This window comes from uncultured Parabacteroides sp., from assembly GCF_902493135.1.
In the GTDB taxonomy this organism is placed as follows: Bacteria; Bacteroidota; Bacteroidia; order Bacteroidales; family Tannerellaceae; genus Parabacteroides.
In genome coordinates this window covers 18,524-44,227 of sequence record NZ_CABUOD010000003.1, presented here as the reverse complement: position 1 = coordinate 44,227, position 25,704 = coordinate 18,524, and the positions used below count along the sequence as shown (strand labels likewise).

The window sequence follows — 25,704 nt, the reverse complement described above, 5'->3', positions numbered from 1 at the left end:
GATTGTTTAAAGAACCGAATCCGATTTAAATGTCTTTCTCATGCCGCAAAGATACAAATTTATTCATTCTAATTTTCTTCCGCATGGAATTTTAGTTCCATGCTCGTATAATTTTAGTTCCATGGGCATGGAACTATATTTTCGTTTTGCTATTGTCCCATATTTTAAATAATTATTTGTACTTTTGTCCGTCAATTTGGCGTCGGCCGGACGGCCCGTCTCTTTACTGAATAAATTTTAAAGCGATGAATATATCTTACAATTGGCTGAAAGATTATCTTGATTTTGATTTACAGCCTGATGAAGTAGCAGCAGCACTTACCTCTATCGGTTTGGAAACCGGTGGAGTAGAAGAAGTTCAAACCATTAAAGGCGGATTGGAAGGACTTGTCATCGGTGAAGTTCTTACTTGCGAAGAACATCCGAATTCCGATCACTTGCACATTACAACCGTGAATGTAGGCGGCGCGGAACCCCTTCAGATTGTTTGTGGCGCGCCGAATGTGGCTGCCGGACAGAAAGTGGTTGTCGCTGTAAACGGCACTAAATTGTATGATGGTGACGAGTGCTTTACGATCAAGCGTTCCAAGATCCGTGGCGTTGAATCGAACGGCATGATCTGTGCTGAAGATGAAATCGGTATCGGGACGGATCATGCAGGCATCATCGTACTGCCGGCTGATGCGGTAGTCGGTACTCCGGCCAAAGAATACTATAATGTGAAGAGCGACTATGTGCTGGAAGTCGATATCACGCCGAACCGCGTGGATGCCACTTCTCATTTCGGTGTAGCCCGCGACCTGGCCGCTTACTTGAAACAGAACGGTAAGCCTGCCCACCTGAAACGTCCGAGTGTGGATGCTTTCAAGATTGATGACGAAACTCCGGCTATCGAAGTAGTCGTTGAAAATAAAGAAGCCTGCCTGCGCTATTCTGGCATCACGATCAAAGGCGTAACCGTTAAGGAAAGCCCGGAATGGCTGCAGAACCGCTTGAAGGTGATCGGCATGCGTCCTATTAATAATGTGGTGGATGTCACGAACTATATCCTACACGGCGTGGGACAGCCTTTGCACTCTTTCGATGCTGATAAGGTCAAAGGCAATAAAGTCGTGGTGCGCTCGGCGACGGAAGGCTCCAAGTTTGTGACGCTCGATGGTGTGGAACGTACGTTGACCGACCGTGACCTGATGATTTGCAATGTGGAAGAGCCGATGTGTATCGCCGGTGTATTCGGCGGACTCGATTCCGGCGTGACGGAACAGACCAAGAATGTATTCCTGGAAGCCGCCACTTTCCATCCGACCTGGATTCGTAAGACAGCCCGTCGTTTCGGCCTGAATACGGATGCTTCTTTCCGCTATGAACGCGGCCTCGATCCGAACCAGACGGTTGAGGTGATGAAACGTGCCGCCCTGTTGATTCAAGAAGTGGCAGGCGGAACGATTACGGGCGCCATTCAGGACATCTATCCGGCTCCGGTTGCCCCCTATCGTGTGGAACTGACTTACAACAAGGTCAATACGTTGATCGGCAAGGTGATTCCGGTTGAAACGGTCAAGAGCATTCTGGATAGCTTGGAAATGAAGATCGTTTCCGAAACGGCTGAAGGTTTGGTGGTCGATGTGCCCGTATATCGTATCGATGTACAGCGCGATGTCGACGTGATCGAAGATATTCTCCGTATTTACGGATATAATAATGTGGAATTCAGTGACAATGTGAAGTCCAATCTGAGTTATCAGACTCCGACCGACCGCAGTTATAAATTGCAGAACCTGATTTCCGAACAACTTTGCGGTTGCGGTTTCAACGAGATTCTGAATAACTCGCTGACACGCTCGGCTTACTATGACCATCTTTCCACTTATCCGGTTTCTCACTGTGTGATGTTGATGAATCCGTTGAGCGCTGATCTGAATTGCATGCGTCAGACGTTGTTGTTCGGAGGCTTGGAAAGTATCGAACATAATGCGAAACGCAAGAATGGCAATATCCGTTTCTTTGAATTCGGAAACTGCTACGATTACAATATCGACCATAAGAAGGAAGGTGAAACATTGGCCGAATTCTCGGAAGAATACCGTTTGGGCTTGTGGGTGAGCGGTAGCCGTGTGGATAACAATTGGGCGCATCCGAATGAAAAGTCTTCCGTCTACGAACTGAAAGCGTATGTGGAAAATATCTTGGTTCGGCTCGGTGTGAACTTGCAGAAGGTTATCTTCGGCAATCTGGCTAACGATATCTATTCGGCAGGTTTGAGCATTACCACTTCGTCCGGTCGTCAGTTGGGTACGATGGGTATCGTCAACCCGAAGATCTGCAAAGAAATGGATATTGAAACGGAAGTCTATTATGCAGAACTTTCCTGGACATTGTTGATGAAAGAAATCAAGAAGAGCAAGGTTACCTTCTCTGAAATCTCCAAGTTCCCGGCTGTAAAACGCGACCTCGCCCTGTTGCTGGATAAGAACGTCCAATTTGCCGAAATTGAGAAGGTCGCAACCGAGAGCGAACGTAAACTGTTGAAAGGCGTTGCTTTGTTCGATGTGTACGAAGGAAAGAACCTGCCGGCAGGAAAGAAATCGTATGCAGTCAGCTTCTATCTGCAGGATGAAGGGAAGACTTTGAATGATAAGCAGATCGACGCTATCATGAAAAAGATCAGGACGAACCTGGAACAGAAGTTGGGTGCACAATTGAGATAATTGAAAATTAAGAATTAAAAATCAAAAAATAAAGATCATAAATCATGGGAAGAGCGTTTGAGTTTCGCAAAGCGAGAAAGTTTAAGCGTTGGGGCAATATGGCCCGTGTATTTACTAAGTTAGGTAAAGAAATTACGATAGCCGCAAAAGCAGGTGGTCCGGATCCTGAGAACAACCCGCATTTGCGTGCATTGATGCAGAATGCCAAGAAAGAGAACATGCCGAAGGAAAATGTGGAACGCGCTATCAAACGTGCGGTCGAAAAAGATTTCTCCGGTTATAAGGAAATGACTTACGAAGGTTATGGACCTCACGGTATCGCTATTTTCGTAGAAACGGCAACCGACAATACGACCCGTACGGTGGCAAACGTTCGTAGCTATTTCAACAAACACGGCGGTTCACTTGGTACGAGCGGTAGCCTCGAATTCTTGTTCGATCATAAGTGTGTATTCCATATTGCCAAAAAAGAAGGTATCTCGCTGGAAGATCTGGAACTGGAATTGATCGATTACGGTGTAGACGAATTGGATGAAGACGAAGATGAAGTAGTCATTTACGGTGAATTTGCACAGAACTCCGCTATTCAGAAATACCTCGAAGAAAATGGCTTCGACATTACAAGTAGCGAATTTGTACGCATTCCGAACGACTTGAAAGAAGTTACAGCCGAACAGCGTGAAGCAATCGAAAAATTGATCGAGAAGTTGGAAGAAGACGACGACGTCCAGAATGTGTTCCACAATATGAAGGAAGACGAAAGCGAAGACGAAGAATAAGTTCGTCATTGTTATAAAATAAAAAAGAGAGTGCTGGGATTATTAACCCTCAGTACTCTCTTTTTTATTTTATATCCGCCTTTATATCGAAAATTCTTCTTTCCTTTGTCATACTTTATTTCAATACAAATACATTTTTTAGAAATTATGAAAAGTTTTAGAGCTCTACTTTGTGTTATTTTGTTGGCCTTCTCAGGCGCGATTGTGAGTAATGTGATGGCCCAAAAGGAATTGGGAGTGTTTAATTCTTTAGCAGTAGGCGTGGGCGTCGGTACTACCGGTATCGATGTGAATGTGGCGACTCCCATCACTCCCCACTTCGCTTTACGTGGCGGCTTTTCCATTATGCCGGATTTCAGCATGAGTACGGATGTGGATGTTGAAGTGGATGCTGTTCAAGGGATAAGTGTCCCTTCTTCAATCGATCTGGAAGGAAGTATCAAGCGGGTTTCCGGTGAATTGCTTGTGAATTATTATCCCTTTAACAAGGGCGCCTTCTTTTTGACTGCCGGTGCTTACTTCGGTGGGGGTACTTTGCTGAAGATAAGCGGGCATAGTGATGAATTGAAGGAATTGGTAGCCGAAGCCGGCAAGGCCGGTATCGTTATCGGTGATTATACGATTCCGGTAGACAAAGACGGTAACGTGTCAGGCGGCTTGAAGGTCTCAAATTTCCGTCCGTATGTAGGACTGGGGTTCGGCCGTGCCGTACCGAAGAAACGGCTTGGCGTGATGTTCGAATTGGGTGTCCAGTTCCACGGCAAACCGGATGTCTATACGGACTATGGCAATGTAGACAATTTGTTGGATGAAGTCGATCCGGACGATACGTTTTCGAAAGTCATGGATAAGCTGACTGTTTATCCGGTTATGAAGATACGCCTTTGTGGACGGATTTTCTAATTCTGATTTCTAAAAATGAAAGCCTGGCCGTGAAGTCAGGCTTTCATTTTTACTATAAATAAGACGGGATTGCCTTTGTCTGTCCGGTCGGGAAAAGAGTAGGCGAGCTCTTTGCCGCTTTTACAATAACAGTAGGTGTTGCTCTGAAGGTCTATGGATTGAAGTTCGGGGATCTTGCCTGTCTTGTAGAAATTGTCTTCCAGTCCTCCTTGCACGTTATATGCCTTTGTCTTTAGTTGGTCGTAACAAAATGTATAGCTGCGTTCCGGCAAGGTAGGATCGTAGTGTGTGGAGACTAAAAAACGTGTCCCGATCTGCAAGGGAAGAATCTTAGCATAGTCCTCCGTGACAGCCAACTGGTTGCAACTGATAAGATAGAGCGTGTCGTTCAAGATGTGGGCCGGCTGTAAGGATGGAGCTTGTACATACACGTGCCCGTCCTTGACGGCTATTTCGGGACCTGTCTTGTGATTGATATCCATCCGCCCTAAGTCGGCTGCGTCCAGTTTGCGTTTCCCGACTTCTTTAAAACCGAGATCGAACTTATAGAGCCATTGTTCGACTGTCGGAGCTTGCCTGTTTTCTGAATTGACCAAGTCGATTGTCGCCCACAGGTGGTTGTCAAAGTAAGCCATATGCCCGAACGTTTTCCATGAAGCATCTTGAGGGAGAATGCTTTGGAAAAGGAGTTGCCCGTCGTAATCGTAATAATACACCTCATGTCCGGTGCCGATCACGATCAGCCGGTCGTGGACGGGATCGACCGCGTAATCGGCCAGTTCGACAGGCTGTCCCGTTCCCGGCCGGTGTGCCGTTATTTGTCCGAGAAATTGGCCGGAACTGTTGAAATGATAAAGTCGACGATCACTGACAAGGAAGATGTCTTCCCGGTCGCGCTTGATCATCTTGATCTTTTTCAAGGGACAATGTTCATTTGTTTCCAAAGGAATGGCGATCACCTCCTCGGCAACATCGGACAGGCTTCCTTCCGGTTGGCATTGAGGCAAATCTGTATTACAGATCATTTGATATCCGATCCGGCCGTATAAGGCCATCAGGCATATAAATAAAAGATTGAAGGTTTTTCTCATCTCATTTCTAATTTAAAATACTATCCAACCATTCCTTTGTATAAACGGACGATACTGCCGGTTTATTGCAAGGATATTTTAATCTTGCAAGAAAACCCAGTTGCTTTCGGAGGACAATTCTTCCCGGTACCGGAATCCTTCCCAGGTAAAACCTTTTAATGCTTCCGGATCGGTAATCCGGTTTTTAATGATGTAACGGGTCATTTGTCCACGCGCCATCTTGGCGTAGATCACGATTGTTTCGGCTTTACCGTTTTTCCAGACTTTAAAATCCGGTGTGATGATACGGACGGATTGTTCTATCTTTTTCCAGTCGAATGATGGTTGCAGGTCCATGCTGCCCAGGTTGACCAGCAGGTTGTCGTCGGCTTTCACCTCTTCGATAAGCGGTTCTGTTTGCCGGCTACGCCAGTAAGCATACATATTCCCTTCTCCTAATTCGGGCAGTTTTACATCATATTCCATCCGGTAAGGTTTGATCAGGTCTAACGGACGAAGGAGACCGTAACAGATGGAAACGAACCGCAGGTGATCCTGGGCAAAGCGGAAGTCCGCCTCAGTAAAATCTTTGGGATGGATGTTCTTGAATACGACACCCGTATAAGCTAACAAAGCCTGTAGCGGTTTCTCTTCCGCAGAATGGAAATGCTGAAAACGGTTATAACTTTCCAGCATCAACTTGGGGCTGAGCTTTAGCATCCTGCCTAATTCTTCGGCGGGATATTGAGCCATGTGCAATGCAATCTCGATCGCTTCCTGGTTAAACCGGGGTATTGTACCGCCGGGAGCTTTTATTTTGGATGTTCCGGCCATCGTCTTGGCCGGAGATAAGATGATATGCATACTTGTGAATGTCTTTGGTTTCTGTCAGTAAAATTAGTTATTTTTTTTCATAGTGAAGGAATAATGCCCTGATTCGACTTTCACAATACATTCTTTTCCTCTTTCCTTCAAGATTGTGATGCCTTCGGAGCTTGCCAGAGGTTGACCGTTTTCCCGGATGTGGGAACTCCCTTCCGCAGGAAGATAAACGGTTGCTTGTGTATTGATCGGGATCGATATATCCAATTTAAGCAGATTCTCTTTTTTGCTCCATTCGCTTTTGATCGTGCCGTAAAGAGATTCGGTTTCCGTCCGGGCAAATTTCAGGCAGCTGACGGGCGATGGCTTGATAATGAACTGTTGATATCCCGGATGAGCCGGATCGGGACGGATGCCGCCTACGCATTTAATGAACCAGGATGCGATTCCTGTATAACAAGTATGAATGCGGCTCGGCACATCGACATTCCAGTATTCCGGCCAGGTCGTTTCGCCCCGTTTCAGGAAATAACCGTAGCTGGGTTCATTGGTCTCGGACAGGTGACGAGCCATCGTTTCGTTATATTCATGTTTTTCGGTCAGAAATTTCAGCAAGACTGGGAGACCGGAACTTCCCATATCCAAGTACGGGTGGTTGTGGGTGAATTCCTTTTCGAAATGGGAAAGAACGTTTGTGTAGAGGCTGTCTGGAGTAATTTCTCTCAACAGAGGGAAGGCAGTTTGCACTTGATTCCCTTCCATATATAAGCCGGTTTCTTTGTCGAAGAATTGGGATTGTATCTTTTTTTTCAGTGCGTCCAGCCTTTTCCGGTAAAGGGCGGCATCTTCGGGTTTCTCCAACCGTTCTGCGATTTGTGCAACGGTTTCCAGGTTCATGGCATAGACGCAGTTGTTAAAGAAGAATGACTCCGGTGTTCCGCCAAATTCCTTCCTCTGTTCGGGAGCTGCCCAGTCACCCAGGAATTTACCCCCGCCGGCATAGGCTTCAAGTAATCCCCATGCACTGTGTTGATACAGGTATTCGAGCCATTGCCTGGCAGAAGTATAGACTGTTTCCAGAATCCGTCTATCTCCGTATGTCAGGTAATATTCCCAACTGATATTCAATCCGGCACTGCTCCACATCGGTCCGCCATAATGCTCGTTGATTTGCGGGGCCGTATGATGTATCCAGCCGGTCCACTCCTGTACATCTGTCCAGTCGCGGACATGTTTGGCCAAATAGGCGGCAGAACGGTAGTTGGGAAGGGCGATCCCCCATGCTGTGGCGAAAGCGACTTCCCCGTATCCCAACCTTTCGCGATGCGGGCAGTCGGAGGTGTAACCTTCCGTCGTGCACATGCGGTATGTCCATAAATCCGTTTCATATATCCGGTTGAACAAATCATCGGAACAGTTGAAATACCCGCTCTGTTGCAAGTCGGTTGCAATTACATATCCTTTGATATCCGACGTGTGGGGCTTTTGTTTCAAGCCTTCGATATTGATATAGCGCCCGGCGATAAAATTGAAACGGTTGCGGAATGATTCGCCCGGTTCCCCACGGCAGATGTAGAGGTTGCGCTGACCGAAATCCTGCAAGGTTTCCGGATCGTCGGCAACCATGATCACTACGGTGTCGCCGGCAGCCATCCCGTTCATCTTCAGTTCCAGCCATCCGGTGAAGTTCTTTCCCATATCGACTTTGTAAATTCCGCGAATCGTGTCGGTTATCTTTTGCGCCGGGAGTGTTTCGATGATGCGGCTTGGTTCCATCATCTGGGCGGACAGGGCGACATTCAGGGAGGTCTCTTCTGCTGCTTTCCATTGTCTGTCGTCAAAAGCAGGACTGTTCCAATCTGTCTCGTATCTCCGGCCGTCAACACATTCGCCTCCCATATCGGAGTATTGATATTTACCGATGTTCCGGCTGTTGCTGGTGCAGCATTTCCAACTGTTGTCCGTACGAATGGAGAGATGGTTTCCGTCTTTTGTACGGATATCGGTCTGTGCCCGCAGGGCCGGATGAATGCTGCCGGAAAAATAATTATAGCGTGCCCAGCCGGGACCGAACCAGATCGCAATCGTGTTCGAACCGCTTTTCAGTAGCCGGGTAATATCGTAAGTGACGTATAATACCCGTTTGTCCAGCCGTGTGAGGGCAGGAGCCAAAACACGGTCATCCGCTTTCTTGCCATTGACATACAGTTCGTGATATCCCATCGAAGCAATGTGTAATAGTGCTTCCTCTGCCGGTTGTGCCAACGAGAAATTTTTCCGGAACCAGATGTGTTGCTCGGCGGGTGCGTCGGGATGCTTTATCCATTGGCTTTTCCAATCGGAGGATGAAAACAGGCCGGTAGAGAAACGGGCGGTCGGGCTCCAGTCGGTCGCTTGGTTGTCCTTGTCGAACGCCCGGACCTTCCAATAATAAGTTTGATCGGAAAGGAGCTTTTTCCCTTCGTAGGCGATAAGAGTGGATTGATTGGAAGAAATTGTTCCGCTGTCCCAGATATCAGCTTCGTCCCGGTCGAGCAGGGCGGGGCTGCTGGCTATCAATAGCCGGTAGGCGGTTTGCTTTTGTCCGCGGGTTAGTACATTGTCGGACAGTTTCCAACAGAAACGTGGCGTTTCCGTGTCGATGCCTAAAGGGGCGGTTTGATATTCGCACTGCAGGTCGTATATATGCATGCTGCTTTCCGCCATACCGTAAATGGGGAACAAGCTGATTAGTAAAATCCAGAGTATTTTCATGACGGTTGATTTGTCTGTTAAACAAAGAAAGATGATTTATATACAAATATAGAATTTCCCTTTGGACTCTTACTCATCTATTGGATTATATTCTTTAATACTTGCTGTTCTTTTCGATTAATTATGTATGTTTACGGCGTATTAGAAAATGATGGACAGCTGATTATGTCCGGTGAGTGATGAATACCCCTTGTTAAGGGAGAGTGGAAATTAATACAAACTTTATATTAGATGAAAATCGGGATCGGTATTTTACTATTATTCTTTGTTGCCTCCTTGCAGGCACAGAATATCACAGGAAAGGTTACGGACAATGAAAACCAACCGGTAGACGGTGCGACCATCGTTTTGCAGGCAATAGATTCTACTTATATAAGCGCTTCTATTTCAGAGGTAGACGGGACTTTTATGCTGGAGAGCCGGCCGGAAGAATATCGCTTGATCGTGCAACATAAAAATGCAGGTAGGATTAATTGTATCTCCCCCTTATTGTAAATAAAAGATTATTTCACAATTGGACAGCCTCCCGGTTGTAAGATTTAGAAGCTTCTTTTTAGAGGGTGAAAAACGGCTTTTTTTATTTATTTGCCGGTTTGCTGCCGTGAAGACGGTCTTCATCGCTCTGATGAGGGACTTTGTCGCCATGAAGACGGTCGTCATTACTGACAATCTCGGCACTTCGCGGCACTGACGACCGTCTTCGTGGAAATAAACTGCGCACCTCACAGGAAAAAGGATGGAAAAATCCATTGGCATAAATTGGGGACGTTTCCTCTTTGTCCGGGAATATTCGATTCTCCGGGAGTTAAGTTTTACCACATTGTTACATTTATTACGTTTAGACTGACAAAACAAAAACGACGTATGGATGAGATGCCTGCTTCATGATGCCTGTGTTATCTCGTAAATACTTGAACCGGACAAAATGTAAGAACAAAATGAGCCGGAATTCTCGATGAAATAGAAAAATGGCGCAAACAGGGGTTATTGTCGATTTTATTCTGTTATAAGTTGTTCTGAACAACCGGAACTATCATGCACGTATCCCTGTTATAGGTATAGTTTGGAGATATTTAAAATTATAGTTATGACAAAGAGAAATAAGTTGGCAGCCTTATCTGTGGCGGTTGTAGGCCTGATGTTTTTGGCAGAGCAAAGCAATGCCTGTACGCGTGCGGTCTATCTGGGCCCGGATGATATGATCGTGACCGGAAGGACGATGGATTGGAAGGAAGACCCGCAGTCGAATATTTATCTCTTTCCGAGGGGAATGGAGAAGCGGGGAGGGATTACGGATAATACGGTAACGTGGACTTCCAAATACGGGAGTGTCGTGACCGCCGGATATGATATCGGGGTTTGTGACGGTATGAATGAAAAAGGCCTGGTGGCGAACTTGCTTTTCCTGACCGAATCTTCCTATCATCGTCCGAATGATCATCGTCCGGTGATGGGGCTGAGCATCTGGACACAATATGTCTTGGACAATTTTGCGACGGTGGACGAAGCAGTGAATGAACTGAGCCGGGAAATTTTCCGTATCGACGCTCCGGATTTACCCAACGGAGCCAAATCTACCTTGCACCTTTCCATTTCGGACGCGACCGGGAATAGCGCCATCTTTGAATATATTGATGGCAATCTGATTATTCATGAGGGACGTGAATGCCAGATAATGACAAATTCTCCTACCTATGACAAACAGTTGACTTTGAATGATTACTGGAAGCAGATCGGCGGTTTGGTTATGCTACCCGGAACCAACCGCGCTTCCGATCGTTTTGTCCGTGCATCGTTTTATATCCAGGCACTGCCGCAAACCGGTAATTTCCGGCAGGCTGTCGCCGGTGTTTTCAGTGTGATGCGCAATGTTTCGGTTCCTTTGGGGATATCTATTCCCGAACAGCCCAATATCGCTTCGACACGCTGGCGTACGGTGGCAGATCAAAAGAATAAAGTGTACTATTTCGAGTCAACGCTTAGTCCCGATATTTTCTGGATCGACTTCAAAGACCTGGATTTTAGGGCCGGAGCTCCGGCGAAGAAGCTGACGCTCACGGATGGGGAGATTTATGCAGGCAATGCCGCCGGAAAGTTCCAAGCCGGAAAGACACTTCATTTTCTGTTTGGAATATAAGAAACTGTTTTGTATTTTTATATCCAAATAAAAAAGAGAGCAATATGATAGGAGCAATAGCCGGGGATATTGTCGGTTCCGTATATGAGTTTGATAATATAAAGACAACGGCTTTTCCGTTATTTACCAGAAAAAGCAGTTATACGGATGATACGATTATGACGGTCGCCGTGGCCGACTGGCTATTGCATGGAGGGAATCTGGTGCAAGTTATGCACCGTTACGGCAGGGAGTTCCCGTGTCCGATGGGTGGCTATGGGGCACGTTTCGGGCAATGGCTTTGTGAAACGAATCCGCAGCCTTATAATAGTTGGGGCAATGGTTCGGCTATGCGGGTTAGCGCAGTGGGATGGATGTTCGATTCGTTGGAAAAGACGTTGCAAGTGGCTGAAGAGACGGCTGCCGTTTCCCATAACCATACGGAAGGGATCAAGGGGGCTCAAGCTGTGGCTGCCGCTATCTATCTGGCTCGTACAGGAAAAAGCAAGCAAGCTATCCGGGAATATATTGAAGCGACTTTCTTCTATGATTTGAATTTTACCTGTGACGAAATCCGGCCGGATTATCACTTTAACCCAAGCTGTCAGGGAACCGTCCCGGAGGCAATCGTCGCCTTTTTGGAAAGTACGGATTTTGAAACAGCAATCCGTTTGGCCATTTCTCTCGGTGGTGATTCAGACACGTTAGCCTGCATTACGGGAGGAATAGCAGAAGCCTTTTATGGAATATCCGAAGACTGGAAAATCGAAGTGTTGAGACGGCTGCCGGAGACTTTTGCCGAAGTTATTGAAGAGTTTTATCGAAAAATATGATTATCGGATTTTTTCGTATATCTACGATATTCTTTATTGATGATCAAAAGTTAAGTAGAAAAAGTCCCATCTTGACAAGGCAAAAGTAAACCTTTTTCCCTACCGCCTTGTTCTTTTCCCGACAACATGTAAAAAGCGGCGTGAAACGAGACTGTTCGACAGGTTCGTCAAATACGTAGTTTTAAAATATGTGACAAAATGACATATTTTGTTTCTGGTATTTGTTTTGTAGGAATGTATGTGAGAATTAGAAATGAAAAATAGAATTGAAAGGAGTATAACTATATGAATTTAAACAATTTTACAATTAAAGCACAGGAAGCCGTTCAGCAGGCCGTGCAACTTGCTACTCAGAACGGGCAGCAGGCGATTGAAGCCGTGCATTTGCTGAAAGGTGTCATTATGACGGGTGAAAGTGTGACCAATTTCATCTTTCAGAAACTGGGTGTCAATATCCAGAATCTGAACCGTGTGTTGGATGCACAGATCAGTTCGTTGCCGAAAGTATCAGGCGGAGAACCTTACCTGTCGAGTGAAGCGAATGCCGTTTTGCAGAAAGCAATCGACTATTCATCCAAAATGGGAGACCAGTACGTTTCTCTGGAGCCGATCATTTTGGCCTTGTTCACGGAAAAGAGCACAGCTTCCCAGATTCTGAAAGATGCCGGTGTGACGGAAAACGAATTACGCCAGGCCATTGAAGAGTTGCGGAAAGGAAATAAAGTAACCAGCCAGTCTGCCGAAGATACATATGATGCGCTGGGTAAATATGCAATCAACCTGAACGAACGTGCCCGTAGCGGCAAGTTGGACCCGGTGATCGGCCGTGACGACGAAATCCGCCGTGTACTTCAGATCCTGAGCCGCCGTACGAAAAACAATCCGATCCTGATTGGCGAACCGGGTGTCGGTAAGACGGCGATTGCCGAAGGTCTTGCACATCGTATCGTGCGGGGCGACGTGCCGGAGAACTTGAAATCGAAACAGATTTTCTCTTTGGATATGGGGGCTTTGGTTGCCGGTGCCAAATATAAAGGTGAGTTTGAAGAACGTCTGAAAGCCGTAGTCAATGAAGTGACTAAATCGGATGGGGAAATCATTCTTTTTATCGATGAGATCCATACATTGGTCGGTGCCGGCAAGGGCGAAGGCGCAATGGATGCCGCCAATATCCTGAAACCAGCTTTGGCCCGTGGCGAATTGCGTTCGATCGGTGCTACGACACTGGATGAATATCAGAAATATTTTGAGAAGGACAAGGCGCTCGAACGTCGTTTCCAGATTGTTATGGTAGACGAACCGAACGAATTGGATGCCATTTCCATCCTGCGTGGTTTGAAGGAAAAATACGAGAACCACCATAAGGTTCGTATCAAAGATGATGCAATCATCGCCGCCGTCCAACTGTCTACACGATACATCACCGACCGGTTCCTTCCCGATAAGGCGATCGATCTGATGGATGAGGCCGCAGCCCGCCTGCGTTTGCAGATCGACTCCGTGCCGGAATCCCTCGATGAGGTATCCCGTCGTATCAAACAGCTGGAAATCGAACGTGAAGCGATCAAGCGTGAAAACGATAAAGGAAAACTGGAACAACTCAATAAGGAAATTGCTGACCTGAAGGACGAAGAAACGAAACAGAAGGCCCAGTGGCAAAGCGAAAAAGAGCAGATCAACAAGATCCAGCAGAATAAGATCGATATCGAAAACCTGAAGTTTGAAGCCGATAAGGCCGAACGTGAAGGCGACTACGGTAAAGTAGCCGAAATCCGTTACGGAAAGATCCAACAGAAAGAAGCGGAGATAGAAGAAGTTCAGGAAAAACTGAAGACGATGCAAGGCGCCGCCGCCATGATCAAGGAAGAAGTAGACAGTGAAGATATCGCGGATGTAGTATCTCGTTGGACCGGAATTCCCGTCAGCAAGATGATGCAGAGCGAAAAGGAAAAATTGCTCCATCTCGAATCCGAATTGCACACGCGTGTGATCGGGCAGGAAGAGGCGATCAGTGCGATTTCCGATGCCGTGCGCCGTAGCCGTGCGGGATTGCAAGACCCGAAACGACCGATCGGCTCATTTATTTTCCTCGGTACGACAGGAGTCGGTAAGACGGAACTTGCCAAAGCGTTGGCTGAATATCTGTTCGACGACGAGAACATGATGACACGTATCGACATGAGCGAATATCAGGAAAAGTTCAGTGCGACCCGTTTGATCGGTGCGCCTCCGGGATATGTCGGCTATGACGAAGGTGGCCAGTTGACGGAAGCGATCCGCCGTAAACCCTATTCGGTCGTTCTGTTTGATGAGATTGAGAAGGCCCACCCGGATGTTTTCAATATCCTTTTGCAGGTGTTGGATGACGGACGTCTGACCGACAATAAGGGACGTGTCGTCAACTTCAAGAATACGATCATCATTATGACCAGTAACATGGGTTCGTCCCTGATTCGTGAAAACTTCGAGAAGATGACACCCGAAACACACGATCAGGTAGTGGATGAAACGAAGATCCAGGTGTTGGAATTACTGAAGAAGACGATCCGTCCGGAGTTCCTGAACCGTATCGACGACATCATCATGTTTACTCCGCTCAACGAAGAAGAGATCCGTAAGATCGTCACCGTTCAGCTGAATAGTGTGAAAAAGATGCTGGCTCAGAACGGTATTGCCCTGGAATTTACAGATGCAGCTCTGGCGTTTATCTCGGACAAAGGGTTCGATCCGCAGTTTGGCGCCCGTCCTGTAAAACGTGTTATCCAGAAATACGTGCTGAACGAACTGTCCAAAGAATTGTTGGGCGGAAAAATCAACAAAGACCGCCCGATCACAATCGACAGCGACGGCGCAACTTTGGTCTTTAAGAACTAAAGATGGTTTGATTGATATATATTATGTGAAAGGCTCTGCTCCCGAAAAGGGGGACAGGGCTTTTTTTGTTACTTGTACGTAAATAGATTAGAGAGGGTATCGTGGATATTACTTATATTTGTCTGGTTAATAAATTACCATGAACTACAAATCACATATAGAGACCGTGTTGCATTATATAAATATGCAAATACACCGTGATTGGTCTTTGGAGCCTGACGGAGCCTTTAATGAATCAATCTGCATCAATGCGCTTTCCAAAGTGGCTTGCTTGTCAAAACGTAATTTCCAATTAGTTTTCAAATCCGTTATGAAGGAATCTCCGGGGCGGTATATCAATCGTGTCCGGCTTGAATATGGATTACAATTGTTGAAAGAAAAGCGTTATACTCAAAAAGAAATCGCTGAACGTACAGGTTGGACGAACGATACCGCTTTCTATAATGCTTTTAGGAAAAGATATTGGCAGTCGCCAACAAAGTATAAATTGGATAAATTTGCTTCGGATGTGGTTTTGGACAAGATAGGCTGTTCTCTTCTTGAATTGACGGAGAGACCTATTATCTTTCTCATTTATTAAGGTAGTTATGTCGATTGTGCTTCCGAATGTTTTGAAGAAAGAAGTTGGGAAAGGCTTTATGAGTATGCCCTGTCGCACGATTTACTACCAGAGGCGGTAGAATATTGGGGTATATGTTATGATGACCGGGAAATAACGGTTGATGAAAAATGTCGTTTTTATGCTGGACTGACGGTTCGTCATTTACCGAAACTGAAAGTGACAGATGAAATAAAAACGATGCTTTTGCCTAAGTCCCGATATGCCTTGTATGTGCATAAAGGGGCTTATGACGAACTTGATTCTTTTTATGATGCTATCTTGCAACAAATTCCTGATGGTTATCTATTGGGTGAAGACTTGATTTTAGAACGGTATTTGAACAGTGTCGCAGATACTCCGGAAACGGATTTATTGACCGAAGTCCTGCTACCTGTCGTTGAAGTCCGTTCTGAATTATTGTAAATAGTTATTTTTTACAATAAAATAGATATTCAGCATCAATAAAATGGACGAAATTTAGATAGTCCTCTTTGTACTTGTTTTGGGCTTTTGCTTGGTTTGTTTCGTCATCTTTATTGAAGTTGATTTTTCTCTTTTTGCTTAAGATCTCTTTCTCTATTTTTTCATTACATACGATTAATGGATATTCATCTCGTGTCATGTTGAATGCATCGAAAAGATCAAATAGTATCCAAGAACATTTTAAAGGGCCTAAAATAATTTCATCGCCGTGTTTGAGGCTTTTGATCAGAATCCCGCCATAGTTTTCAGAATCACTTTTGAATGTCAGGTCTACACCACTCTGGTGGAAAAACCACTTACCTGCTTCTGTGATTCGTGGATAAGTTATGGCATCTTTATGTCCATTTGTGTAGTAATAGAACTCTATTTCGTGAAAGTCATATGCCTCATTTCCTTTTTGGATGTGATACTCTTGAAATAATAATTGGGCAATATTTTTGAATCTGTTTTCGAGTTCTTCAACATTGACATCTCTCAAATCTAATAAACTTTGCAATTTCATATTGTATTCTTAATTTTAGTGTTTATCATCTTGTTTTTTCAACTCATGCAAAAGCTTTTTCTGGTTCTTGGCAATTTTATCAGTGCCGTTTATCCAGCGTTGTAGCTTAACTCCGATTCGAAATAAGACAACAAAAATAACGATAAATAATAGTAACTCTTTCATTTTTCTTCTGTGTTTATATATTTTTTGTATTCCTGTTATTGAACAATGAAAATCTCGTATTGATGGGTGTTTTTCATATATTCTAAAATCAAATCAATGGTTTGGTCTACAAGCTCCATTGGGATAGGATTGGGAAAATTTTGATAAGTCTGTTCTTGTTCAAGAAAGAGATGTACTTGGCTTTTTATATTTTCATGTCCTAATTCAATCCCTGGTGCTATGTTCCAAACGGCTTCAAAACATTTTACTATCTGCAAGTAATCGAAAGTAGACAAATAAGTACCCAATCTGCTTAATACGAACAGTCCTTGCTCTGACTTGTCAAGTCTTTTTTCGGGTATATTATTTTGAGGAAGAAAATAGGGATTTGTTTTTATATTCCATGCAATACAATTGAGGACACCTCCGTCAACAGCAATTTCGTTGGATTTTATAGGAATGACTCTGCAATGCGGGAATAACTTTCTTGTTTGTGTTAAAGCATAGTCGTCTGTTTCCAAATCGAATAAAGGAAATAATAAACAATTTTCAATCTGTAAAAAATTGATATATGTTCCTTTGGCGGTGTAATCTCCATCTTTATTTTTTTCGTTTATAGTTTGGGATGAATATGGAATGATGTTTAATCCGGTTTTTTCCAAAGCCTTGTCCATTTTTATGCGCCAACTTTTGCTTTCGTTGGAATAATCGGCAACGAGCAGGTCTGTATCGTTCATGAACCGAACCATTCCATCGGCGTGTCCGGTTATGTCGTAGGGCAACTGGGGGATTATAAAGACATTATCAATATCGATTTCTTTTTTCAATGTGCTACAAATTGTTTCTTTACTGAGTTTCAGATTTTCTTTCAGGACTTTTTCTGTTAGTATGACATTCGATGCCGATTTGACGAAATTACCTCCGTCAATAACCATGTCGATATGCTTGGGTGTTATTTTGTGGTGAATCCTGATTTCGTCTTGTATTGTCAGCTTGGAAATGTGCTGCGGCGTAAGGCAATAATCCGGAAAGAAGTTGAATTGTATGAATTTATCCGTGTCTACCTGAATGGGCATATAGTCTCTGCACCAGATATCGCGTGTGTTTCGGATAAAACCGTAACCGATTCTTTTTCTAATTAATATCCTTTCCAACCTTTTCCAAAGCGGGGCATATTGTTTGTTCTCTTTTATCAAGGAACTGAAATAAACGAAATTTGTTTCTTTGTCTGTTATCATGTTTTCAAAGTTTGATGAGGCTAAGTTCGGTTCAAATGAGATATTGAAGGCTATTCAAAAGTGCAAAAAGAATATGGGTTTTGCGACAAACCATCCTATCTTTGCAGAAACGTTCGATAATATGCACAATCCATTACAAGTTCTGAAGCACAACTGGGGCTATGACGGGTTCCGGCCGGGACAGGCGGAAGTCATAGATAGTATCCTGTCCGGGCATGATACATTGGCGCTTATGCCGACGGGAGGTGGTAAATCTATTACTTTCCAGGTTCCGGCATTGGCGATACCGGGTATTTGCCTTGTGATCAGTCCGCTTGTCGCTTTGATGAAGGACCAGGTGAAGAACCTGCAAAAGCGAGGGATTTTGTCGGCGTTTATCAGTTCGGAAATGCAGCATTGGGAGATTTTGCAACAACTGGATAATTGCATCTTGGGAGATTATAAGTTTCTTTATATCGCCCCCGAACGGATATCTTCTGATCTCTTTCAGGGGAAATTAAAGTTTTTGTCTGCAAAAGTGAATTTGTTGGTTGTAGATGAGGCGCATTGTATCTCACAGTGGGGGAATGACTTCCGCCGGGATTATCGTCTCATCGCTGATATTCGTGATGCCATTCCCCGTGTTCCGGTAATAGCCGTTACGGCTTCTGCTACGGCTTCTGTAGTCGCAGATATCTGCGAACAGCTTCATTTTCGTCGTGGTTATAAGATTTTTAAAACCTCTTTCCAGCGGAATAACCTTTCCTTCGTGGTTCGTAAAACGGATAATAAATTGATGGAGATTTGTCATATTTTATCTTCCGTCCCCGGTTCCGCAGTGATCTATAGCCGTACGCGCAAAGGGGTGGAAGAGTATGCCGGAAAACTCCGTGCGGCGGGTATCTCGGCCGAATATTTCCATGCCGGATTGGAGCCGGGCATAAAGACGGAGCGGCAGGCCGGTTGGCAGAAAGGGGATATCCGCGTATTGGTTGCCACTAACGCTTTCGGGATGGGGATCGACAAAGGTGACGTGCGGGTGGTCATCCATACGGAGTTTCCCGATTCGATGGAAGCCTATTACCAGGAGGCGGGGCGTGCCGGTCGTGATGGAAAGCGGGCCTATGCCGTGGCTTTGTTGGGACCGCAGGATATTACAGACATAAAGGGGCGCCCTTCCAAAACTTTCCCTACAATCGAGTATATCAAGCGAGTATATGAGGCTCTTTGTAACCGCTTTCAGATTGCAGAAGGAGATGGGGAAGGGACTGTCGTTTATTTGGATGAACAACAGTTTTTGCGGGATTGGCATTTCGATAAAGGCCGTTTGCGTGCTTCTCTTGAAATATTGTCTTTGTCGAACTATCTTCGGTTCGAACCTTATCCGGATTCCCACCCTTATTTAAGGTATGACCAGCCCCGTTGGACGCTTGACCGCTTTCTTGAAGATGATTCTCCGGCTGCCCAAATACTTGTTGCCGTTCTGAGGAATTATGAAGGGCTTTTTTCCGATGGCGTGTTTGTCAGTATAGACCTGCTGGCAAGAAAGACAGGATTGGAACCTTTGCAGGTTGCGAAAGTATTGGGTTATCTTCGGAACATCGGTTTTTGCTATGTCCCTCCTCGCAAGAATCCCCGGATCACTTTTAAGATGATCCGCGTTCCCTTGGAACGCCTTTCTATTTCGACAGCTTCTTACGATGACCGTTTGGCTGCATTCAAAATGCGAATCGAAAAGGTAGTGGAGTATCTTGAGACACAAGGTTGCCGCCAGGAGTTTATTTCCGAATATTTCGGCATGGAAGGGACACGGTGCGGGTGTTGTGACAATTGCTTGCATAAAGAGTGAAGATTTGTAAGGAAAATAATGGGCAAAGTTCGATTATTCCAATATCTTTGCAGCATCTATCAACCAAAAATTAAAAAGATATGAGTGACAAAGACGATTTGATTTACGATGAAGACGATTCTGTAGCATTTATCCAGAACTATCTTCCCCAGGAATTGAAAGGGAAATTCAGTAATGACGATATTAATTATATTGTGGATCTGATTTATGAGTTTTATGAGTCGAAGGGTTTTCTTGATGAAAATTCTGATGACAATGCCGAAATTGATATTGATGAAGATGAATTGATCGGGTTTGTTGTAAAAAATGCGCAAAAAGACGGTGTAGGCAAGTTCGCTCCTGAAGACATCACTTTTATTGTACAGGGAGAACTTGAATATTGCGATTCCATCAACATGTTCGAATAATAGACTGTTGTATAATTACAATATAGTTTACAAAAGAATAAGAAGATGAGAAATTTTAAGTTGTTATCAGTTTTGCTGCTTTGTATGGCAGTCGTTTTTACGAGTTGTGGAACATGGAACAATACCGCTAAAGGTACGGCTATCGGAGTCGGCGGAGGTGCGGCGGTAGGTGCCGGAGTCGGAGCTTTGGCTGGTAATACCGCTTTGGGTTCGATAATCGGTGCTGCCGTGGGTGGGACTGCTGGTGCTCTGATCGGTAAGAAGATGGACAAACAGAAGAAGGAACTGGAAGCTACGCTGCCGGAAGAAACGACTGTCGAAACCATCAACAACGGTGAGGCGCTGAAGGTCACATTTGATTCAGGTATCTTGTTTGCTACCAATTCGAGCACTTTGAGCGATGCCTCCAAGAGTGCTTTGCGTAATTTTGCAAACAGCCTGAAAGCCAACCCCGATACGGATATCAAGATTGTCGGATATACGGACAATACTGGTAAAGTCGACTATAACCAGACATTATCCGAGAAGCGTGCAAAGAGCGTGTATGACTATCTGATGCTGCAAGGCGTCAGCAGCGACCGCATGGTTTATGAAGGTAAAGGCGTTCATGATCCGATTGCCTCTAACGATACTCCGGAAGGACGCGCACTGAATCGCCGTGTCGAAATTATCATCCTGGCTAACCAGAAAATGATCCAGGAGGCACAGCAGGGAACATTGCGTTAAGAAGTAGTAAATTGGAATTTATAAAAGGGATGTCCGGCTTTCGGATATCCCTTTTTTTGAGATTATATAATTATTAAGTTTTGTTGTTTTTTCTATCATATTATCTCTATCTTTGTCTGTATGCTTGAAAATAATTGTTGATAAACAATAGGTATCATGATGAAACCGCCTCCTTTGCGATCAGTCATATTTGAGGCGATGCCTTGTACAATTGTTAAACCATAAATAATAAGAGTATGAATGAATTTTTACACATTGGAGCAGGACATAAGATGAATGTCTTATTGGTATTGGCCGGATTACTGTTGTCATCGGCACATGTCGCGGGAAGTACCGGATTGGCTTCCTCCGAAGCCGCTGATGCCACCTTGAAATCCCTTTCTTACAAAATAGGGGAAGATGGCTATAGTGTACCGGTCAATAATTTTAAGCCGGACACTTATAACTACGAAGTCCCTTACAACAGTAATGAAGATGCAATCAGTCAGGGAATGCCCCCTGTTTACACGGATGCGCAAATGGATACGTATAGGATTTATCCGGTTGCCGAGCCGAATGATCCGGATGCGACGCTGGTCATTACGGATGTCCCGTTGAAGCAAGGCGGTTTGGCTAAGGTACAAGTGACATCGGCAGATAAGACGAAAACAAATACTTATACCTTCTTTCTGGTCAGCCGGAAGGATGCCGGTAAAAAATATTATGTGGTTTCCGAGTTGGAGCATTTGACATTAGAAGCCGATTCGTTTAAAGTCAGCAGAGACGGTCGGTTTGTTGGTAAATTGGTACCGGAAAGCGGATACGAACTGCCCCAAAATATCACAGTCGAATATGGAAGTGATGTTCAGAAGGTTTCTGGCGACATTTATTCTTCTGCAACAGGAGAAATTAATTTGAATGCATCCTGGCATATGTTGATTCGTGCGAAAGGAGTGAAAGAGTCGGATTTCTTTGTGGCAGACCATGTGAAATACCAGATAACAAGTTCGGAAAATGTAGCTGTTATAGGTACGGATGTCGAAGATAATGCCACATGGACCGTAACGGATTGTATCATCCCTGCAACTGTTTCGAAGGACGGTAAGAGCTATCGGGTGACGGAACTCGGCGAAGAGGCATTTATCGGATGCGAAAAATTAAAGTCGATCACATTGCCTGCCGGCTTGACTACGATCGGAGAACGTTGTTTTGCCGGATGTGTCGGTACGTTGACGGAAATGCATTGCCTGAATCCCGTCCCTGCTGTTTTCCCCCAATTGTTTTTCCATGCAACAATGGAGGATTTATTTAATTCCTCACCGGTGTATGACTGTGTCTTATACGTTCCTTCAGGCTCCAAAGCACAATACGCGCAGGCGGAAGGTTGGAAAAACTTTGGTGGAATATTAGAAGAAGGGGAAATAATAGAACCGGTAGTTGGCGAAACAACCGATAGTACAATGACTGTAACCTGTAATACATTTGAACAGGCAACCGGTTATATTGTAAAGGTGTACGAGGACGCGGCTAAGACCCGGCTGAAGGATGAATATCAGTTCGATGCCGACGGCAAACTCCGTTCGTCTTCATTCTCTTTTACAATCGAGGGACTGTCAGCCGGTCGAACCTACTATATTGAGACAATGGCTGTCCGGGAAGGAGATTATCCGACTCCGATTATCATATCACAAAATACGATAGAAGTCAAAACGACCGGCACGGCGACCGGTAATGAAGGCGTAACGGTCGATAGACCGGTTGTCTGTGTACAAGGCGACGAGGTCGTGATTTGTGCAACCGGCGAGATCCTTGTTCGCATCTATGACCTTTCCGGACAATGTATTGTCGCCGGCAAGGTCGCCGGATATGGCTCTTTCCAACTTGCAAAAGGCTTGTATATCGTGGTGGCAGGTGATGAAAGTCATAAGATTGTAATACGATAAGATCGGCTGCCAACAAAACTCTATAAATAAGGAGAGTCTATCGAAACTTGTTTTTGATGGACTCTCCTTTTTGTTGAGAGGGGCAAATGGTTATATGTAGGTGATGGCCAGCGTGTAGCATTTGTTCGTGTTGGTGACGAGAGTATGCCTGCTACAGCGGAGCAAATGGTCAGACTGGTGCTCAAAGGCTCAAATAAAACCTATGACTCCTTGCTGACAAATTATAAGGCAGAAAATAATACTTTCATCATACTGGCAAATGAGTTTAAGAAACGTACTGAACAAGATTGGGATAAGAAATACCTGTTGTCTTTTGGTCTCGTTTTAGGCAATGGCTATCTAACAAATGCAGGGGCTTTGTTTGCGGACGATTGCCCTTTATGGCAATCACGTCTGTATTGTACTCGTAGGGATGGCAAAGACAAAAGTGATGCTATCAATGATGCTGAGTTTACAGGTAACCTGAAAGACGTAATCCGATACTCGCAAATGTGATGGCGCAGTTGGACTATATGGAGAAGCGAGGTAGTGGACTTACACGTATCTGTAATGAGACTAAGGCTTTGGAAGGATACAGGGATGAATTGAAACCTGTATTTAAATCTACTCCAACTCAATTTCAGACGATCATTTTTGCCTCTGCCGACACATTGAATGTCGGAGACCATGACAGAGATGTGTCGGAGATTAAACTCGCTGAGCGTCAGCAGAAAATTATCAGTCTCATCAAGAAGTCACCGACAATCACCGCCAAACTAATGTCGGAGACTTTGTCGGTGAGCCAGCGCATATAGAACGTGATCTTTCTGCTTTGAAGGAAATGGAAATCCTGAAGCGAGAAGGTAAGGATAATGATGGGATGTGGGTTATTTAAATAGAATTTGGATGACAAGAAGTAGGGCAATATCCGGAATATGCTTTCTTCTATTATTCGAAACAAAGCGACATTTGTACTCTCTATGTCCCGAAAGGCTCTAAAGGCAATTATTCGAAGGCTGCCGGCTGGAAGAACTTCAAGCGTATTGTGGAAGAGGGAGAAAGCATGAACCCGGAAGTTCCGGAGGTGACCGACAGTACCCTCACTGTCGTTTGGGAACCGGTTGCCGAAGCGACTGATTATGTTCTTAATATTTATCGGGATGCTGCTAAAACAGAGTTGATAGCGACTTATACGTTTGATGCCAACGGAAAATTGAAGTCTACAGGATTCTCTTATCAGTTGAAAGGCTTGGAAGCCGGTTCGACCTATTATATCGAAACGACAGCTGTCAAGCAGGCCAATGGCGAAACGGTTATCCTGGCACAAAGTACGACGGTTGCAGAAACAACCGGGAGTTCTGTCGACAATGAGGATGTCTCTGTGAACAAGCCGCAGATTCGTATAGGGAATGGACAAATATGGATACAATCGCCTTTGGAAACTGAGGTTAGGATTTACAATCTGTCCGGCTATTGTGTCTGCGCCAAACGGATATCCGGAACGTCTTCGATCCGCCTCTCTTCCGGAATGTATATTGTTCTGATAGGAGAGGTGCGTTATAAGATCGTAGTCCGGTAGTTTATTATTCTATTTGCAGACATAAGAGGATAGAATATTTTATAGAGCGGAGTCTTTCATTAGATTCCGCTCTTTTTTGTCGTATCTTCGATGTCAGTAATTATGCGTTTGATAACCTTATGGAGGATAGGAATATCATTTTTGCAAATGTTGAATAATGGATAAAGACTGGTCTATCAGACCTAATGTGTGTAATACAAGCTCTCTGTCAAACATATATACCCTCCTTTATTATTCTTTGTTTCAGGAAAGCATCCATTTTATTTCGCAAACGGACTATATCGACAGAACAGCCCAATAATTCTTCCAAATCATTTTTTATACCGGACAAGGCGAAAAAACCTTTTAGTTCTCCTTCTATATAAATATCAATGTCACTATTTTCGTTTTGTTCCTGACGGGCAACAGAACCAAATATACCCATTCTGATAATTCCATATTTGGAGGCATTATTTTTCATATACTTTTTTAATAAGGCGATATATTCTGTTGTCGTTTTCATTTTTATTGATCTGGATGTCTAATGGCAAAGATAGTAATTGTTTACAAATATGCAATATAGCTGTTGTGGGAATCTTTTTATGTAACATAACGAACTACTTTAACAGTCGTTTATAACCGTTCCAAAATCTTCAGACAAGTTAATTAACACTCTTGAAAAGGGAGAATGCAAACCTTTTTTAGTTCATGTTGTTTAAATAGTAACTTATATATAAGTGCACAAATAATAGTATAAACTGTTTTAAACGTTGAATGAGATGAAAAAGATTCTTCCTTTTTTCTTATTGGTTCTTTTACTGGCGTCTTGCCAGAAGGACCCGGACATGTCAAAACTAAGCGATGATTTCGTAGTATTCACAGATCACAACAAGGATGCTAATTTCGAATCGTTTGCAACTTTCTACATTCCTGATAGTGTAATGGTTATCGGTAATAGTGAAAAACCGGAATTCTGGAGTGCAACTGAAGCTGACGATATCGTCTCTACTTTGGTTAATGGCATGGAAGGTCGTGGTTACACACGTACACTGGATAAAGAAGCCGCAGATCTGGGTTTGCAGGTTTCTTTCGTGAAAAATGTAAATTACTTTACCAACTATCATGACAATCCTTACTGGTGGTGGGGATATCCGGGATATAACTGGTGGTATGGTTACTGGGGTAACTGGACCGGAGCATGGAATGGATGGTACTATCCGTATCCTGTCGTCTACAGCTATAGCGTAGGTTCTTTATTGGTTGAGCTGGTCGACTTGAAAGCTCCGCAGCCAAAATCTACAGATGCTAAACTTCCGGTTCTCTGGACTGCTTACATGACTGGCTTGCTGTCCGGTTCCGACAAGGTAAATATCCAACTTTCTACCCGTGCCATCGAGCAGGCTTTTGTACAGTCACCGTACTTGAAAAAATAATTAAACGCGAATTAAAAGATAAAT

At 44.4% G+C, this 25,704-nt stretch carries 23 protein-coding genes and 1 pseudogene; 17 read left to right on the top strand and 7 right to left on the bottom strand.

Going from position 1 to position 25,704, the window contains the following annotated elements; genetic code table 11:
* The first annotated feature begins 245 nt into the window (after positions 1 to 245).
* The 3 genes from pheT (at position 246) to RDN79_RS02035 (ending at position 4,390) form a co-directional block, all read left to right on the top strand.
* Positions 246 to 2,708 (top strand): phenylalanine--tRNA ligase subunit beta, encoded by a 2,463-nt coding sequence (gene pheT / locus RDN79_RS02045; RefSeq protein ID WP_298546551.1) that lies wholly within the window; start codon positions 246 to 248, stop codon positions 2,706 to 2,708.
* Between the two features lie 44 nt (positions 2,709 to 2,752).
* Positions 2,753 to 3,487, top strand: a complete 735-nt coding sequence (locus RDN79_RS02040) for a YebC/PmpR family DNA-binding transcriptional regulator (protein ID WP_298546549.1) — start codon at positions 2,753 to 2,755, stop codon at positions 3,485 to 3,487.
* A 147-nt stretch (positions 3,488 to 3,634) separates the two neighbouring features.
* Positions 3,635 to 4,390, top strand: coding sequence for a hypothetical protein (locus tag RDN79_RS02035; RefSeq protein ID WP_298546547.1), 756 nt, complete (start codon positions 3,635 to 3,637; stop codon positions 4,388 to 4,390).
* A 35-nt stretch (positions 4,391 to 4,425) separates the two neighbouring features.
* Here RDN79_RS02035 and RDN79_RS02030 read toward each other — a convergent pair whose 3' ends face one another.
* The 3 genes from RDN79_RS02030 to RDN79_RS02020 form a co-directional block, all read right to left on the bottom strand.
* Positions 4,426 to 5,481 carry a 6-bladed beta-propeller gene (locus tag RDN79_RS02030; protein ID WP_298546545.1) on the bottom strand — a complete coding sequence of 352 codons (1,056 nt, stop codon included), beginning with the start codon at positions 5,479 to 5,481 and terminating at the stop codon, positions 4,426 to 4,428.
* A gap of 78 nt (positions 5,482 to 5,559) precedes the next feature.
* Positions 5,560 to 6,324 (bottom strand): peroxide stress protein YaaA, encoded by a 765-nt coding sequence (yaaA, locus tag RDN79_RS02025; RefSeq protein WP_298546542.1) that lies wholly within the window; start codon positions 6,322 to 6,324, stop codon positions 5,560 to 5,562.
* A gap of 33 nt (positions 6,325 to 6,357) precedes the next feature.
* On the bottom strand, positions 6,358 to 9,036 hold the full coding sequence (locus RDN79_RS02020) for a family 78 glycoside hydrolase catalytic domain (RefSeq protein ID WP_298546541.1): 2,679 nt from the start codon (positions 9,034 to 9,036) through the stop codon (positions 6,358 to 6,360).
* A 231-nt stretch (positions 9,037 to 9,267) separates the two neighbouring features.
* On the opposite strand from RDN79_RS02020, the gene RDN79_RS02015 reads away from it, so the two are divergent.
* The 6 genes and pseudogenes from RDN79_RS02015 to RDN79_RS01990 all read left to right on the top strand — a co-directional run.
* On the top strand, positions 9,268 to 9,531 hold the full coding sequence (locus RDN79_RS02015) for a carboxypeptidase-like regulatory domain-containing protein (RefSeq protein WP_298546539.1): 264 nt from the start codon (positions 9,268 to 9,270) through the stop codon (positions 9,529 to 9,531).
* A 592-nt stretch (positions 9,532 to 10,123) separates the two neighbouring features.
* Positions 10,124 to 11,173 (top strand): linear amide C-N hydrolase, encoded by a 1,050-nt coding sequence (locus RDN79_RS02010; RefSeq protein ID WP_298546537.1) that lies wholly within the window; start codon positions 10,124 to 10,126, stop codon positions 11,171 to 11,173.
* A gap of 44 nt (positions 11,174 to 11,217) precedes the next feature.
* A complete protein-coding gene (locus RDN79_RS02005) occupies positions 11,218 to 11,985 on the top strand; it encodes an ADP-ribosylglycohydrolase family protein (RefSeq protein ID WP_298546535.1) in 768 nt (255 codons plus the stop codon).
* Between the two features lie 285 nt (positions 11,986 to 12,270).
* Positions 12,271 to 14,859 carry an ATP-dependent chaperone ClpB gene (gene clpB / locus RDN79_RS02000; protein WP_298546532.1) on the top strand — a complete coding sequence of 863 codons (2,589 nt, stop codon included), beginning with the start codon at positions 12,271 to 12,273 and terminating at the stop codon, positions 14,857 to 14,859.
* Positions 14,860 to 14,998: 139 nt separating this feature from the next.
* Positions 14,999 to 15,439, top strand: a complete 441-nt coding sequence (locus RDN79_RS01995; RefSeq protein ID WP_298546530.1) for a helix-turn-helix transcriptional regulator — start codon at positions 14,999 to 15,001, stop codon at positions 15,437 to 15,439.
* A gap of 54 nt (positions 15,440 to 15,493) precedes the next feature.
* Positions 15,494 to 15,883: pseudogene (locus RDN79_RS01990) on the top strand (GyrI-like domain-containing protein); the annotation flags it as partial.
* A 4-nt stretch (positions 15,884 to 15,887) separates the two neighbouring features.
* On the opposite strand, the gene RDN79_RS01985 reads toward RDN79_RS01990, so the two are convergent.
* The 3 genes from RDN79_RS01985 to RDN79_RS01975 are packed head-to-tail and all read right to left on the bottom strand — an operon-like array spanning position 15,888 to position 17,827.
* A complete protein-coding gene (locus RDN79_RS01985) occupies positions 15,888 to 16,445 on the bottom strand; it encodes a hypothetical protein (protein ID WP_298546528.1) in 558 nt (185 codons plus the stop codon).
* A gap of 15 nt (positions 16,446 to 16,460) precedes the next feature.
* A complete protein-coding gene (locus RDN79_RS01980; RefSeq protein ID WP_298546526.1) occupies positions 16,461 to 16,610 on the bottom strand; it encodes a hypothetical protein in 150 nt (49 codons plus the stop codon).
* Between the two features lie 35 nt (positions 16,611 to 16,645).
* On the bottom strand, positions 16,646 to 17,827 hold the full coding sequence (locus RDN79_RS01975; protein WP_298546524.1) for an agmatine deiminase family protein: 1,182 nt from the start codon (positions 17,825 to 17,827) through the stop codon (positions 16,646 to 16,648).
* A gap of 73 nt (positions 17,828 to 17,900) precedes the next feature.
* On the opposite strand from RDN79_RS01975, the gene RDN79_RS01970 reads away from it, so the two are divergent.
* The 7 genes from RDN79_RS01970 to RDN79_RS01940 all read left to right on the top strand — a co-directional run bounded on the left by RDN79_RS01970 (position 17,901) and on the right by RDN79_RS01940 (position 24,268).
* On the top strand, positions 17,901 to 19,655 hold the full coding sequence (locus RDN79_RS01970) for an ATP-dependent DNA helicase RecQ (RefSeq protein ID WP_298546522.1): 1,755 nt from the start codon (positions 17,901 to 17,903) through the stop codon (positions 19,653 to 19,655).
* An 80-nt stretch (positions 19,656 to 19,735) separates the two neighbouring features.
* Positions 19,736 to 20,062, top strand: coding sequence for a hypothetical protein (locus RDN79_RS01965; protein ID WP_298546520.1), 327 nt, complete (start codon positions 19,736 to 19,738; stop codon positions 20,060 to 20,062).
* Positions 20,063 to 20,107: 45 nt separating this feature from the next.
* Positions 20,108 to 20,788 carry an OmpA family protein gene (locus RDN79_RS01960; RefSeq protein WP_186930361.1) on the top strand — a complete coding sequence of 227 codons (681 nt, stop codon included), beginning with the start codon at positions 20,108 to 20,110 and terminating at the stop codon, positions 20,786 to 20,788.
* Between the two features lie 236 nt (positions 20,789 to 21,024).
* The gene (locus RDN79_RS01955; RefSeq protein WP_298546517.1) at positions 21,025 to 22,710 is read left to right on the top strand and encodes a leucine-rich repeat protein; all 1,686 of its coding nucleotides are present in this window, start codon (positions 21,025 to 21,027) and stop codon (positions 22,708 to 22,710) included.
* 165 nt (positions 22,711 to 22,875) lie between these two features.
* Positions 22,876 to 23,205 (top strand): hypothetical protein, encoded by a 330-nt coding sequence (locus tag RDN79_RS01950; protein WP_298546515.1) that lies wholly within the window; start codon positions 22,876 to 22,878, stop codon positions 23,203 to 23,205.
* Positions 23,205 to 23,504, top strand: a complete 300-nt coding sequence (locus RDN79_RS01945) for a hypothetical protein (protein ID WP_298546513.1) — start codon at positions 23,205 to 23,207, stop codon at positions 23,502 to 23,504. The genes RDN79_RS01950 and RDN79_RS01945 overlap by 1 nt, the downstream gene beginning before the upstream one ends.
* 230 nt (positions 23,505 to 23,734) lie before the next feature.
* Positions 23,735 to 24,268 carry a fibronectin type III domain-containing protein gene (locus tag RDN79_RS01940; RefSeq protein WP_298546511.1) on the top strand — a complete coding sequence of 178 codons (534 nt, stop codon included), beginning with the start codon at positions 23,735 to 23,737 and terminating at the stop codon, positions 24,266 to 24,268.
* Between the two features lie 208 nt (positions 24,269 to 24,476).
* On the opposite strand, the gene RDN79_RS01935 is transcribed toward RDN79_RS01940, so the two are convergent.
* Complete coding sequence (locus RDN79_RS01935) at positions 24,477 to 24,770, bottom strand: nucleotidyltransferase family protein (RefSeq protein ID WP_298546509.1); 294 nt, start codon at positions 24,768 to 24,770, stop codon at positions 24,477 to 24,479.
* Positions 24,771 to 25,026: 256 nt separating this feature from the next.
* Between RDN79_RS01935 and RDN79_RS01930 the strand changes: the two genes are divergently transcribed.
* Positions 25,027 to 25,680 (top strand): DUF4136 domain-containing protein, encoded by a 654-nt coding sequence (locus tag RDN79_RS01930; protein ID WP_298546507.1) that lies wholly within the window; start codon positions 25,027 to 25,029, stop codon positions 25,678 to 25,680.
* Positions 25,681 to 25,704 lie beyond the last annotated feature (24 nt).